Annotated in this window: 7 protein-coding genes; 5 read left to right on the top strand and 2 right to left on the bottom strand. The window is 31.6% G+C overall.

The window, feature by feature from the left end; genetic code table 11:
- The 3 genes from larA to ACI3VO_RS09745 form a co-directional block, all read left to right on the top strand.
- Positions 1-1,271 (top strand): nickel-dependent lactate racemase (larA, locus tag ACI3VO_RS09755; RefSeq protein ID WP_439757737.1); only part of this gene is annotated, 1,271 nt, incomplete at its 5' end.
- Between the two features lie 357 nt (positions 1,272-1,628).
- Positions 1,629-2,783 carry a YkvI family membrane protein gene (locus ACI3VO_RS09750; RefSeq protein ID WP_439757736.1) on the top strand — a complete coding sequence of 385 codons (1,155 nt, stop codon included), beginning with the start codon at positions 1,629-1,631 and terminating at the stop codon, positions 2,781-2,783.
- Positions 2,784-2,924: 141 nt separating this feature from the next.
- Entirely contained in the window at positions 2,925-5,396 is a 2,472-nt protein-coding gene (locus ACI3VO_RS09745) for a LuxR C-terminal-related transcriptional regulator (RefSeq protein ID WP_439757735.1), read from the top strand.
- 94 nt (positions 5,397-5,490) lie between these two features.
- On the opposite strand, the gene ACI3VO_RS09740 is transcribed toward ACI3VO_RS09745, so the two are convergent.
- Together ACI3VO_RS09740 and ACI3VO_RS09735 are read right to left on the bottom strand one after the other, a co-directional pair.
- Positions 5,491-5,931 (bottom strand): hypothetical protein, encoded by a 441-nt coding sequence (locus tag ACI3VO_RS09740; protein ID WP_439757734.1) that lies wholly within the window; start codon positions 5,929-5,931, stop codon positions 5,491-5,493.
- A gap of 101 nt (positions 5,932-6,032) precedes the next feature.
- Positions 6,033-8,699, bottom strand: coding sequence for a cation-translocating P-type ATPase (locus tag ACI3VO_RS09735; protein WP_439757733.1), 2,667 nt, complete (start codon positions 8,697-8,699; stop codon positions 6,033-6,035).
- A gap of 424 nt (positions 8,700-9,123) precedes the next feature.
- On the opposite strand from ACI3VO_RS09735, the gene ACI3VO_RS09730 reads away from it, so the two are divergent.
- Both ACI3VO_RS09730 and ACI3VO_RS09725 read left to right on the top strand, forming a co-directional pair.
- On the top strand, positions 9,124-15,453 hold the full coding sequence (locus tag ACI3VO_RS09730; RefSeq protein ID WP_439757732.1) for an SH3 domain-containing protein: 6,330 nt from the start codon (positions 9,124-9,126) through the stop codon (positions 15,451-15,453).
- Between the two features lie 149 nt (positions 15,454-15,602).
- Positions 15,603-16,023: hypothetical protein (locus ACI3VO_RS09725; RefSeq protein WP_439757731.1), on the top strand; the 421-nt coding region annotated here is incomplete at its 3' end.

The raw sequence follows: 16,023 nt of genomic DNA, 5'->3' as shown, positions 1-16,023 counted from the left end.
TAGAATTTGATGTAAATATACCGGAAGAACAAATAGCATGTGAATTAGAATCTAATGTCGTAGAGCTTCCACAAAGAACTGTAAAGGAACATATAGAATATGCCTTAGACAATCCGATCGGAGCAGGGGATATATCAACAGTTGTAAAAAAAGGCGACAAAATAGCAATAATAATATCTGATGTTACAAGAAAATGGCAAGCAATACCTACATATCTGCCAATATTAGTAGATAGAATAAACAAATGTGGTGTACCTGATGAAGATATAGTAGTTATATCTGCTTGTGGTACTCATAGAAGACAAACTGATGAAGAACATAAAGAATTATTAGGTGAAGATTTATTCAAACGTTTAAAAATAATAGATCATCAATGTGAAGACAAAGAAAACTTAGTTTATATGGGAGAAACTTCTAGAAAAACTCCTGTATGGTTAAATAGATATGCAATAGAAGCAGATAAAATAATATTAACAGGTGGAGTTGTTTATCACTTCTTAGCTGGTTACGGCGGAGGAAGAAAGAGTATAGTACCTGGTATAGCAGGAAAAGAAACTATAAATACTAATCATTGTAACGCTTTAAATCCTGGATTTGGACAAGGTGCAAATGTAAATGCTTGTTCAGGAAATTTATCAAAAACTAATCCATTCCACGATGACTTAGAAGAAGCTGCTGCAATGGCTAAACCAGCTTATTTATTAAATGTAGTTGCAAACTCTGATCAACAAATAATAGCTGCTTTTGCAGGAGATTGGATAAAAGCTCATAAAGCTGCAACTGAATTAGTTGATTCAATAGACGGTGTATATGTAGATGAAAGAACTCCATTAGTTATAGCAAGTGCTGGAGGATATCCAAAAGATATAAACTTATACCAAACTTCAAAAACATTAGCAAACTCTAAAACTATGATAGCAGAAGGCGGAACAATGATAATATTATCTGAATGTGGTGAAGGATTTGGAGATAAGGATTGTGAAGATCAAATAGTTAAATTTGAAAATATGGAAGAAAGAGAAAAAGCATTACGTGCTGACTTCTCAATCGGTGGATTTGTTGGATATGATTTCGCTGAAACTGCTGAAAAATACAATATGATATTAGTAACTAGTATCCCACAAGAAAAATTCAGCAAAACTAAAATACATGCAGTTAAGACTTTAGATGAAGCTTTAGAATTAGCTAAAAAATTAAACGGTGGATCTATAGATGATATGAAGGTTGCATTACTACCACATGGTGCTAACACATTACCTAAATATAGATAATAAATAGCGATTATACTTAGTCGATTTATTAATAGTTAAATGATAATTTAAATAAAAAGAAGTGATGAAAAACAAAATAAAATCTATTTTGCATCACTTCTTTTTGCTTTTAAAGAAAAAAATTTTTTTTCTTTATTTTTTTAAGTTTTAAGAGGATAAATTATATTAAATAGAAAGTATATTATAGTAGATATTAAATAAATATTAAATTAAATAAAAATTAAACTAAATACAAATTAATTTATTATATTTCATTAACTTGCAAAAAATTCCAAAAACTGATACTATTTAGATATTATATAAATATTTGAAAAATTTATATAATTCGCATTTATAAAATATTTAGGAGGGGTATATATGGAACAAAGATCACCTAAAAATAACGGTAAAAAAAGCTTTTTTGATGGAGCTTTTGGCGTTTATTTAGTACCTGGTATATTACTTCAATCAGTTCTTATCGGTGGTGGATACGCAACTGGTCGTGAAATTATATCTTACGGTGGAATGTATGGAGCAAAAGGATGGATAGCAGGTGTTGCTACACTTATAGGATTTGCAGTAATGGCAATGCTAACATTCGAATTTGCTAGAGTAACAAAATCTTATAACTACAAAGATTTAATGAAGAATTTATTAGGAAAATTTGGTATATTATATGATTTAATCTATATTCCACTTGCAATAATAATTCTTGCAGTTATGGCTTCTGCTACAGGAGAAATTGTTAACCAAACAATGGGACTTAATTATTGGGTTGGTGTTATATTTGTTGTAATAGTAGTTGGTATATTAAACTTCTATGGTACTAGTTTAATTGAAAAATTTGAAACTTATGGAACTATAGCATTATATATAGCATATATTATATTTGGTGTATTAGCTATAAAAGGTGCTGGTTCACATATAAGTGAAGTATTTGCAACAGGCGATACAAGCTTTGTTGAAGGTCCAGCAAATACCTTCAATATAGTATGGCTAGGTGTAGTTTATGTAGCTTACAATATATTAGTATATCCATCTAGCTTTGAATCACTAGAAAGACAAACAACTAGAAAACATACAATAGTAAGTGGTTTAATAGCTGGTGTATTAATGACAGTGCCATGGTTTATAAGTTATATAGCATTTATGGGATTCTATCCAGATCCAGAGGTATTAGGAGCTACAGTTCCTTGGCTTGTAATATTAAATAGAGTAGGCGGAACTTGGGCAATAGTAATATTTGGTGTAGTAATGGGATGGACTTTAATAGAAACTTCAACTGGTATAATACATGCGTTCGTTGCAAGAGTTAACTCAAGCTTAGTTGATTTTGGTAAAAATCAATTAACTGGTGGTCAAAATGCAATATTAACTGTTGTAGTATTAGCAGCTGCTGTAATCTTATCTAAATTCGGTATAATAGACCTTATATCTAAAGGATATAATGCTATGTCATACGGATTAATGTTAGTTTACATATTACCAATGTTAACTATAGGTTTATATAAAATCGTTAAATCTGGAAAATAATAATTAAAAATTGATTATGGAGAGAAGCTATTAGATTATGCTAGTAGCTTCTTTATTTTTTGAAAAATAATTATTTTACTAAAATTTGTATTATCTGTATAATAAAATTAGGATTATTAAAATTACAAAGGGGTAAGTGCAATGAAAAATAAAATAAAATATAACACAAGAGCTTTATATTTTACTGAAAAAATATCTGAAAAAATAGATAGAGTTACAGATTATCCATTGACAGTAATTCAGGCTCCTATGGGATATGGCAAGACTACAACAATGAAACAATTGTTAAATAAAGAAGATATATATATTTATTGGCTTAACATATACACTAATTCTGTAGAAGTATTTTGGAGGGGTTTCTCAAATTTAATATCAAAAATCGATGAAAAAACGGGAAATGATCTTAGTGAAATGGGCTTTCCAGATGATGATATATTAAAATGGGAAGCTATACAGATGATCAGTAATTTAAAAATAGATAAAGATGTGGTTATTGTAATAGATGATTATCAGTTTGTAAGTCAATCTAAGATAGATGAATTTTTAGAAATATTGATAAAAGATTTAGAAGAGAATATACATATAGTTATAGGAACTAGAAATTCTTTTTTAAATGATATAAATGAACTTCAGTTAAAGCATTATTTAAATTATATATCTAAAGAGGATATGGAATTTACAAGAGAGGATATAGTTAGCTACTATCAATTATGCAAGGTTTATTTAAAAGACGAGTATATTAATAAGATATATAAATACAGCGAGGGATGGATAAGTGTTATATATTTATTTATGCTGAATTATACAGAAAATAAAACTATTGATTTGCAAAATAATATATATGATCTCATGGAGACTACTGTATATAGAAATTTGAGAGATGAACTGAAGGATTTGCTTTTGAGACTCTCTATATTTGATAAGTTTTCTATGGATGTGATTAGATATATCGTAGGAGAAGAAAAGGCAGAGATTTTATTATCTGAACTATTATCTAAAAATGGATTTATAAAATATGATTCGATAAATAAAGAATATTATTTTCACAGTATATTAAAGAAGTGCTTAGATGAAAAGTTCGAAGAAAAACCACAGTCATTTAAATTAGAAGTGTATAAAAATACTTCAAAATGGTTTTATAATAGAAAAGAGTACTTACAAGCTATGGAGTATTTTTATAAAAGTGGTGATTTTGAGATGATAATGAAGTGCATAGAAAAGGATAGAGGAAATACAATTACTATGGAACAGAAGGATTGTATTATAAACTATATGGAGTCTTGTCCAAAAGAAATTAAGAAAAAAAATCACTTAGCTATGCTTATATATATTAGAAGGCTTTTTACATTTAATGAAAAAGAATTATTTGCTAAGGCTTGTAGAGAAACTCTTGCTAATATACAAGCGGATGGCGATTTGAACTCCAAAATGAGAAATCAATTATTAGGTGAAATTCAGCTGATAATTAGCTTTACAAAGTACAACGATATAGAAGAAATGTCTAAATGTCATAGAAAGGCATGTGAGCTTATGAGCACACCTTCTACTATAAATACAAACCATGGAACGTGGACATTTGGCTCACTGTCAGTATTATATATGTTTTACAGAGAAAAGGGAAAATTAGATAGACAGTTAGAAATAATCAAGGAAGCGATGCCTTATTACTATAAAGTAACTTCTGGTCATGGTAGAGGAGCAGAGCATATGATGGAGGCAGAGGTGTTTTTCAATAGAGGAGATTTTGAAAATGCAGAGATAGCTATGCATAAGGCTATCTTAGATGCGAATATGGAATCTGGCATAAAGCTATGTGGATATTTCTTAAATATTAGAATTTTATTGGCGAAGGGGCTTTACGAGAAGGCTATAAGCTTATGTGAAAAAGTAAGAGAAAATATGGATAAAAAGCAATTGAATATATTTGCACATATTTTAGATTTATTTGATGCGTTTATTTATTCTAATTTGAATAATAAAGAGAAAATACCTACATGGATAAGAAAGGGAAATCTCGATAATATAAAGGTGTTTTTCCCAGCGATGCCTTGTGTAAATTTAGTATACTCCAAGGTATTACTAGTTCAAGAGGAATATACAAAGCTTTTAGGATTTTATGAAAAATCTATAGCTATGGCTAAAATATTTCCAAATTTATTATGTGAAATTTATGCAAATATACATGTATCAGCATGCTTTAATAAGCTGAGAAAAAAGGAGGAGGCATTTAAAAAGCTTAAATGTGCTTTAGATATTGCAATGGCAGATGATTTATATATGCCTTTTGTTGAAAATTATAATTATATAGAAGCTCTGTTTAGGGAATTAAAAACTGAATTTAAATATAGAGATTTTATAAGAGTCGTGGAAAAATTATATAAAGAATATAAGGTCTCTATAAGTATATGTAATGATGAAGAAAAGGTAGAGCTTACAAATAGAGAAATGGAAATAGCGATATTGGCATCTAAGGGAATGACTAATAAGGAAATAGCAGATAAAATATATGTTTCTGTAAATACTGTAAAGGCTATTTTAAAGACTGTATTCAAAAAATTATCTATTAAATCTAGAGCTCAGCTTGGAGTTGTATTAGATGATATTTTAAATTAAATCAGAAGGAGGTTGTATTTTGTGACAACCTCTTTCTTTTAGGATTATTAAAATTTGGAGTCACCATAGAGATGACTTTATTAAGAGCTAAAATTTAATCATCGTCGCCGCAATCATCAAAGTCATTGTCGCAATCGCAGTCATCAAAGTCATTGTCGTAATCATTATCGAAATAATCACAATCTCCATCGTTGTCGTAATCGTGTTCGCTACAATCATGATCGTCGTGATCGTGGTGGTCATGATGATGGTGATCGTCAAAATCGTGGTCATGATGATGGTGATGGTGAGAGTCATAATCATCGGGATCGTGTAGATTCCTATAATAATCATCACTATCGAAGTAATTATTGTTGTTTGAAGGTCTTGCTCTATTATTAGATGGATATGATCTAGTATTAGATCGCTTTGAAGGAGATGAAAGTATACGAACTACACCTATCATTAATAATAAAGCTCCTATAATTTTAAAATCTAAATTAAATATAACCATACCTAAAATTATTAATATAATCGAGCCAATTTTATTTACCATATAAATTTCCCCTATCTGTAGTATTGTATATTTAAATTATATTAAAAAAGATGACTACAAATGGTAAAATAACTAATTTATACCCAGGTGGGTGATAAAATTTATAGTTGAGATTTTTTTAATAATTTGTTTATCTCCATGCACACTACAGCTCCAAATGCTAGGGCGAAGCAAATAGCTAAATTATCAAATTCGTAAATAGAAGGTATTGCAAATATTCCTCTCATAAAAGGAAGTAGAGTTATAGAGAACATTAAAAGGCATACAATTACTGCACCTAAAGCATATTTATTGCTAGCTATACCTAAGCTAATAATAGTTTCGCTGTTAGATCTAGCTGCAAATGTTTGGATTATTCTAGATAGAGTAAGTGTCGAGAATGCCATAGCAGTTCCAAGTTCGTCTGAAGTTTGCATTCCTATATATTGAGCCAAAATTGTAACTATACCTATTATAGAACCTCTTACTAAAACTGCATGAAGAGTATCCTTTGACAAAATACTTTCATTTGGATTTCTTGGAGGTTTGTTCATAGTATTCTTTTCTGGTTTTTCAAAGCCTAGAGCTATTGCTGGTAGAGAGTCAGTAACTAGGTTTATAAACAACAATTGGATAGTTGTGAATGGATTAGTCCATCCAGCGAATACTGCAAATAGTATTGCGATTATTCCACCTAGATTTCCTGAAAAAAGGTAGGTGATAGATTTTTTTATGTTATTGTAAACTGTTCTACCTACTTCGATAGCGTTTATTATAGTTGCGAAGTTGTCGTCTACCAAAACCATAGCAGCTGCATCCTTTGCTACTTCTGTACCGCTACCCATTCCTATGCCAATATCTGCTTGCTTAAGAGCTGGTGCGTCGTTTACACCGTCGCCGGTCATGGCTGTTATTTTGCCTTTTCGTTGCCATGCTTTTACTATTCTTATTTTATTTTCTGGGGAAACTCTAGCGTAAACTGATATATTTTCTAGCTTTTGATCTAGCTCTTCGTCAGTTAGGGCATCTAATTCTTGACCAGTAAGAGCTAAGTCATTTTTGTCCATGATGCCTATTTCTCTAGCTATAGCAGCTGCTGTAGTTTTATGGTCACCGGTTATCATTATTGTTTTGATGCCAGATGATTTAGCATGTTTTACAGCCTCGAAAACTTCCTCTCTAGGAGGATCTATCATCGCCATTAAGCCTATTAGAGTCAAGTCATTCTCGTTGTCTAAAGTTGGTTCAAATTCTTCTGAAACCTTTTTGTATGCAAATGCTAAGACTCTTAGTGCTCTATTTGAAAAATTTTCGTTTATTTTTCTGTATTCATCTAATATATCCTCAGACATATCTAGTATAGTATCGTTTTTAAATGCATACTTACATCTGTCAAATATTACATCAGGAGCACCTTTTGTGAACATTATTTTTTCGCCATCTACTGAATTTACTGTAGTCATAAGTTTTCTATCACTATCAAAAGGTAGTTCAGATAGTCTTGGATATTTGTCTCTTATGGATTTGTAATTTATATCGTATTTATTTGCGTAATTTATAAGGGCTACTTCTGTAGGATCGCCTATTTCTATGCCTTCTTCATTTACATCGGAGTCATTGCAAAGTATAGAAGATAGGTTCAAATATCTTTCTTGTGCTATACAACCTGTAATAGCAATTTCACTTCCTTCAGGTTGTTCTATGGAAACAGCTGGATTATAATTCTTGATGTATTCAAATCCGTTGAACTTGTCGCTGTCAGGACCATAAAGATAAGTTTCTACTACTGTCATTTTGTTTTGAGTTAAAGTACCAGTTTTGTCAGTGCATATGACGCTTGTTGAACCTAGGGTTTCAACTGCTGGTAATTTTCTGATTATAGACTGCTTTTTAGCCATTGTATTTGTACCAGATGCTAGAACTATTGTGACGATGGATGTCAAAGCTTCTGGAATAGCGGCAACTGCTATTGCTACTGCGAACATAAATGAGTTCATTATATCGTCGCCTCTGAAGACCTCAAGTGCAAATATTAGTCCAGCTAAAATTACTATAAAGGTTCCTAATTTTTTCCCAAAGTCGTCTAATTTTTGTTGAAGAGGAGTTTGCTTGCTTTCAGCGCTGTCTAGTAAATTTGCTATTTTTCCCACTTCAGTGTCCATACCGCAAGATGTTACTACAAAGGTTGCTCTACCGTATACGACCATTGAGCCACTAAATACCATGTTCTTTTGATCACCAAGTGCGCAATCTTCAAATATTATTTCTGAATTTTTTAAAACTGGTTCAGATTCACCTGTTAGCATGCCTTCTACAACCTTGAAGGTCTGAGCTTCTATGATTCTACCGTCAGCAGGAACATAGTCGCCAGCTTCCAAAATTACGATATCACCAGGAACTAGCTCCTGAGAAGGTATAGTCAATTTTTCGTTGTCCCTCAATACCTTTGCGTTTGGAACAGATAATTTTTTCAAGCTATCTAGAGAGCTCTCTGCTTTTTTAGTCTGAACTACACCTAATACTGCATTTATAGCTAAGACTGCAAATATTATAAGTGATTCCACTGTGTCACCTAAAAAAACTTGAGTAAACGCTGCAATTAAAAGTATTATTACTAATGGGTCATTAAAGCTTTCTAAAAATAGCTTCCAAGTCGGCTTCTTAGGCTTTTCATTTAATTGATTAAAACCGTATTTCTCTAATCTTAATTTCGCTTCTTCTTTTGACAATCCAGTCAAATTACTATCTAGGTCATTTAAAACTTGAGCTGAATTTTTTTTGTAAAACATATATATTCCTCCAATATTTAAAATTTTTTAAATAAAAAAGACCTCCGAAGTAGATCATGACTAACCTACTTTGAAGGTCTTGCTAACAAGTTTATGTACTCGCTAGTCAACCGGGATAAAATCCGAAATGACGATTGACTATCACAGAGTGAAAGCTACTCCCCTTCAAGGGAATCTTTTTTTATTTAATATATTATATTGTGTATTACAGAAAAATACAACTAAAATTATGTTAAATATTTGTAAAACGAAAATATAATAGAGATTATATTGTTTGTCAAGTATTTAAAAAAAATAAAATAAAAAAAACATTATTTTTCGAAAAAATTGTAAAAAAGAGGAAAAAAGAAGATTTATGTTGTATTATATATTATGAGGGAGTGTTTTTCACTCCTTTTAATAAATAAAGAGGGGAGGATTAGATTTGCGAAAAAAATCTAACAAAAAGCTTTTAAGTAGATTACTAGTTTTCTTAATGGTTGTTGCACTAGTAGGAACAGATGCTAGTGTGGTCGCAGCAGCTAGTATCACGCCTCCTGATGGAACTTATGTTATATCAAATACAGAGCAAAAGATAGCTCCAGGTATAACAGAAAGTGAAGTTATAACAAATAACGAATCAGGAACTAATCAAAATATTGATTATCTTTGCGAGGTAGACTTAGCTGGTACATCTACAACAAAAATTATCGCGGGGTATGCTGATTACAATGCCTCTAAATGGAAAATGCAGAGACTAAGTGATCAAGCAAAAGCAGCTCAAAAGGCTGGTTACAATGTTGTAGCAGGTGTTAATGCTGACTTCTTCAATATGGCTACAGGAGAACCTTTAGGTGCACTTGTTATGGAAGGCAAAGTATACCACAATGCTAATGGTCGTCCATATTTTGCAATATTAAAAGACGGTACTGCTGCAATAAGAAATGGAAATGTATCATTAAACGATGTAGAAACAGCTGTGGGTGGAGATGCTATAATAGTACAAAACGGAAAGGTAAATGTTAATCCAAACAATACATACCATAACATAGTTTATTCTAGAACTGCTATTGGTATAAAACCAGATGGTACAGTAGTTACTTTTACTACACATGGACGTAATTACCCTATATCTTGTGGACGTACTTACACAGACATGGCAAAAATGATGATAGGTGCTGGATGTAATACAGTTATTGCACTAGATGGTGGTGGATCTTCTACTTATGGATCAAAATACGAAGGTAGTAGTGAATTTTTATGTCGTAACTATCCATCAGATGGTTCTGAAAGATATATAAGTAGTTCACTTCTTATAGTATCTACAGCTAAACCAACAGGTCAATTTGACCATGCTTCACTTTCTCCTAATAATTTAGTTTATACACCAAATTCAAAGGTTAAATTTGAAGCTAAAGGTGTTGACTCAGCAGGTGGAGAAGCTCCTTTACCAAGTGATGTAACTTGGAAATTAGAAGATAGCAAATATGGTCAAATAAATTCTAATGGCGAATTTACTTCAAATGGTACTACTGGTGAAGTTAAAGTTAATTTAATGAGTGACGGAAAAGTAGTAGGAACTACTTCTATCACAATTGCAATTCCAGATAGTATAACATTTGCTAATGATGAAGTTAGTTTAGGATTTAGCAAGAGTACAGATTTATCCATCAATGTAAAATATAAAGGTAGAGAAGTAATTTACAAAGATGGAGATTTTAAATGGACTTTAAGTGATGAAAAATTAGGTTCTTTTGAAGGTAATATATTCACTTCATCAGATTCTGAAACAATAAACGGTACTGCAACTGCAACTTGTGTTTATGATGAGAGTGTTCAAGGTACAGTTAACTTAATTATAGGTAAACTTCCTTCAGTAGTTTTAGATTTTGAAGATAAAACTGATGAAGAAGGAAATACTATAAAAGCTGAAGATTATTTTAGCATAACAAGAGATAAGAATGATACTAGTTCTTTGTTATTACTTGGTGATTATGGTAGAGGTGCCAAAGATGATGCTAAATTAATTGATATAGATAGTGGAGAGCCTGTACGTTTTGGAAGTCATGCTTTAAAAATTGACTATGATTTCTCTGATGTAGGTGCAGCTACAGATGGTGTTTATGTTGGATTTACTGAAGCAGGTAAACCAATAGAAGGTAATCCAACTGGTATAGGTATGTGGGTTTATGCTCCAGAAGGAACTCCAAACTTATGGCTAAGAATTGAATTAGATGATGGTAGCAACAGCTTAATTAGACTTGACTTTACTGAAGAAACTAATATATCACAAGGTAAAATGGGTGGTATAGACTGGAATGGTTGGAAATATGTCGAAGCAAGTTTCCCAAAAGGTGTATCTGGACCATTCAAGATGAGAGCAGGACAAGCGATAAGAGTTATGTACGTTCCTGGAACTCAACAAGGTTTCTATACTAGAGGTGAAACTAAAGATGATGGAACTTACGATATGGTAGAGGTTCCACAAGCTCAACGTAAGGGTTCATTATATATCGATAACCTACAATTCGTATATGGAGCTAACAAAGACGATATAGATAACCCATTAATAGACAGTATAACTGCTAATGATGTTGAAATTAAAAACGGTATGACTATAGATACTAATACAATTAATTTCAAATCATTATATAGTGATGTTGAAAATAAAAATACTAGTGGTATAGATTACGATACAGTTCGTATGTACTTAGATGGAGTTAATATGATTTCTGAAAAGAACTGCGTAAATGTACCTGGAGATAATGCAATCAATCTATACGATGCTAAATTATCAAATGGAAAACACAGTATAAAAATACTAGTTCGTGATAAATTCGGTAATGAAACAACTGAAACTAGATATTTTAATGTACAAGGTGATAAGGAATACAACACAGTGGAATTATCACCAACAACTGAAGGTAATCCAATTTTAAATAAAAACTATGATTTAGGATTAAAAGCAAAGAAAATAGAAGAAATAGATGCAGTTGAAACAGAAATTAAAATCAACAAAGATTTCAAAGATTATGAAGTTACATTTAATGATGATTTCGATGGAACTGCAACTTACGATGCTAAAGATAGTGTAATAAAAATAAACGCTACTAGAAAAGAAGGTGTTTCTACACAAACTGGCGAACAAAATATAGCTACAGTAAGCTTTAAGGTACCTAAAGAACTTAAGAAGGGTTCTGTATTTACATATAGTGCTCAAAAAGGATTAATAACTTACAATACTGATCAAGAAGAAGGATACACAAAATCTTTCGCAACAGGTCAAGAAAGTATAGAAGTTCTTGCTCCACTTACAATAAAAGCTGATCAAATGGTAGTAGGCTTTGATGGTAAGATATATGTAAATGATTTAGATGGTAAACCAGTTTCAGATGCAACTATATATAAAGATGGAACTGAAATAGGTAAGACTAATGAAGAAGGATATCTTCAAACTGATGTATTATGTCAAGCAACAGGAAAGAGCAGTTTATATGCAGAAAAAGGTGAAGACATATCTTATGCTATAACTATTAAAACAACAAGTGCAGCAGGTAATGAAGAAGGTCTTCCTGAATATGTTATATCAAATGCAACAACAGGTTCTGCAACTAGCAAGAATATAACATGGATGTCAAATCCAAAAACATCTGAAAATAAAGCTATAATGCAAATTGCTAAGAAGGCTGATTACGATGCAAATGGAGAAAGTGCATTTACAAATATTGAAGGAACTAGTAACCTTCAAAGCTTCTTAGGATCAACAGATGATAGCGCAAATAGAACTGTAAGAGTAAACAAAGTAATAGCAACTGGCTTAGCTAAAAATACACAATACGCATATCGTGTTGGTGATGGAAATAAATGGTCAGAAGTTAAAACTTTCAAGACTAATAGATCAGGATTAAACACAAACTTCTTTATTATAGGTGATACTCAAGCATCTAACCAAGATAATGTAGATCAAATTGCTGCTAATTTAGCTGCAGATGGAAATTACAGCTTTGGTATACAAACAGGTGACTCAGTAGATAATGCAGCTACTTATAGTCATTGGACAGATGTTCTTCAAATGTTTGGTGGAAACTATATAGGTTCAGTGGATATGATCCATGTTTTAGGTAACCATGAATACATGGGTGACTTAAATGGAGATACTGCACAAAATATCTATAACTTACCAAATTCTAGAAGATACTCTGTAGAATACGGTAATGTTTATGTAGCAACTATTAACTACACAGTTAATAAAACTCAACTTAAAGAAGACTTAGAATGGTTAAAACAAGATGCAAAAGCTAGTAAATGTAAATGGAAAGTTCTTACTATGCATCAACCAGCTTACTATACAAATATAGCAGGTTCTAATGAAATGATAAATGAATTAGTGCCAGGTGTAGCAGAGGAAGCTGGAATAGATTTTGTATTTTCTGGTCATGACCACTCTTATGCTAGAACTGAACCTCTAAAAGATGGGGAAGTCAATGAAAAAGATGGTATAGTTTACTATATCTGTGGATCTACAGGTGAAAAATCATATGGTATAGCTAATAATCCTGATTTCCATTTTGCAATAGCGACTCAAGATTTCAATGGTATCTATATAACTGCATCAACTACAGAAGATAAGATGACAGTTACTACTCATGATGTAGATGGATCTATTATAGATAGCTATACTAAGACAAAATCATCTGAAGACTGTGATAAAGATGGTCACGATTATGTATACGATGGTGAATACCTAACTTGTAATAAATGTGGAAACGCTAAAGAATTAGGTAACTATACAGGATTTGCAAAAGATGAAAAAACTGGTAAAGAAATGTACTTCATAAATGGTAAATTCCAAACTGGTTGGGTTGCTGACCCTAATGACCAATATAATATGTATCACTTTGGCACAGATGGTTTAGCTCATAATGTAGTAGTTACAGAAGACAAACCAACTACATGTACTTACAAAGGACATAAGACTTTTAAATGTAAGGATTGTAATTTAACATATACAATAAATTATCCTAAGAGTGCAGGACATGAATATGAACCAGTGATTACTAGTACAGGAAAAACTGAATATATCTGTAAGAAATGTGGATATAAGAGTTTAGGATTACTAGCTAATCAAAGCATTAAATTATCATATACTGTTTCTGCTTACACAGGAAATAATAAGATACCAGCAGTTACAATAACTACAACTACAGGTAAAACTTTAGTTAAAAATACTGACTTTACAACTAGTTATGTTGACAACGTAAATGTTGGTACAGGTAAAGTAACAATCAAAGGTATAGGTGACTATGCAGGTGAAGTTGTTAAGACTTTCAAAATAACACCAAGGGATATATCTACAATGAACAACACTAATGTCACATTAGAATACGACACTGTAGATGCTGATGGAACTCAAAAAACTCCAGCAGTTACTAAGTTAACAGGTCAAATAACTTATGTATCTGGAGGACAAAACCAAACTAAGACACTTTCATTAGTAAAAGACAGAGATTATACAGTTAGCTATAGCAATAACGTTAAACCAGGAACTGCAACAGTTACAATAACTGGTACAGGAAACTATACTGGTACTATAACTAAGACTTTTGAAATAAAAGGCGATGAAGTAACTGTAGATAAGGTAACTGGATTTAAAGCTACAGGAACAACAACATCAGAAGTAGATTTAGCTTGGGATAAGGCTGATTGCGATGGATACGAAATAACTAGATATTCAACAGCAAGCAAGACTTATGTTAAAATAGCTGATATAGATAATGCTGATACTACAACATATAAAGATACAGGAAAACTTTCTGGATGCTACTATAAATACAAAATAAGAGCATATAAATCAGTAAATGGACAAAAAGTTTATTCTGAAGAATCAAATATAGTAAAAGCAACAGTTAAACCATTAGCTCCAGCAGTTAAATTAGGAACTGTAACTAATGATAGTGCAAGTTTAAGCTGGAACCAAATAGCAAGAGCTACAGGATACGAAGTTTATAGAGCTAACCAAGACAGCGAAGACTATAAACTAGTAAAAGACATAGCTAGTGCTACAACAGTAACTTACAAGGATTCTGGATTAAATGCAGATACTGCTTACAAATATAGAGTAAAAGCATATAGAACAGTAGATGGACAAAAAGTTTACTCTGAAGATTCAAATGTAGTAGATGCTAAGACACAACAAGGTTCTTCTGAAGAAGTTACTACAAAACAAGGAGTAACTACAGGAAGCTTAAATGTAAGAAGTGGACCATCAACAGCATACGACAAGATAGGATACCTAGCTAAAGGAACAAAAGTAGAAATAGTAGAAGTTGCATCAAATGGCTGGTATAAAATAAAATACAAAGATGGCTATGGATATGTATCAAATAAATATGTGAAACTAGGTGTTTATGAAGGTATAACAACAGGAAACGTAAACGTGAGAAGTGGATCATCAACAGCATCTTCTAAGTTAGGCTACTTAACTAAAGGAACAAAAGTTGAAGTAGTAGAAGTGGCATCAAACGGATGGTACAAGATACAATATGAAGATGGTTATGGATATGTATCATATAAATATGTAGAATTAAATGTTGAAGGAAAAACAACAGGTAATTTAAATGTAAGAAGTGGATCATCAACAGCATATTCTAAGATAGGTTATTTAACTAAAGGAACAGACGTTAAAATAGTACAAATTTGTTCAAATGGTTGGTATAAAATAGAATATAACGATGGCTATGGATATATATCAAATAAATATGTAGAATTAGATTAATTTAATATTTCTATATAATATGGAAGGGTCCCACAGATGTGGGGCTCTTTTTTTGCTTTTTAACCTTGTGGAAAAATATACAAATATATGGTAATATATTTATGGAATTTTATAAATTAACACTGGAATAAGATGGGGGTGATTCTAAAGTGAAAAAATTTCAAAAAATAATATCGATAGCGTTGGTATTAGTCATGCTGGGTTCTAATTTAGCATTTGCTGAAAATCAAGAACCTGAATTACAGGAAACTACTGTAACTAGCATAAATTATTATAGAAATAATACAGCGGGAAGAAGGGTAACAGATGCAATTTATGTGACTCCAGGTCAAGGACGTGAAGTAAAGCTACAAAGATATAATGAAGAAACTAAAAAATGGCAGACAAAAGTCACAAAGTATGCATCAAATGAAGAAACTAGTAAAATAATTTTTGTATATCCAAGTGAATGGTATGCACAAAAGACTTCTAAATGGAGAGTTTACGTTCCAGCGACAGAAACAGCAACTAAGTTTATATCTAAAGAAATCTCAGTAAATACAAAAAGAGTTTATCAAAACCCTAGCAGCT

The organism is Intestinibacter sp. (genome assembly GCF_051866655.1).
GTDB lineage: Bacteria > Bacillota > Clostridia > Peptostreptococcales > Peptostreptococcaceae > Intestinibacter.
Note: the sequence above shows the minus strand (reverse complement) of the source record. Positions and strands in the feature narration are given on the sequence as shown.

Bases quoted from the DNA above. Each gene is read 5' to 3' on its own strand.
- ACI3VO_RS09750 (WP_439757736.1), top strand. From the start codon at position 1,629: ATGGAACAAAGATCACCTAAAAATAACGGTAAAAAAAGCTTTTTTGAT.
- ACI3VO_RS09745 (WP_439757735.1), top strand. From the start codon at position 2,925: ATGAAAAATAAAATAAAATATAACACAAGAGCTTTATATTTTACTGAA.
- ACI3VO_RS09740 (WP_439757734.1), bottom strand. From the start codon at position 5,931: ATGGTAAATAAAATTGGCTCGATTATATTAATAATTTTAGGTATGGTT.
- ACI3VO_RS09735 (WP_439757733.1), bottom strand. From the start codon at position 8,699: ATGTTTTACAAAAAAAATTCAGCTCAAGTTTTAAATGACCTAGATAGT.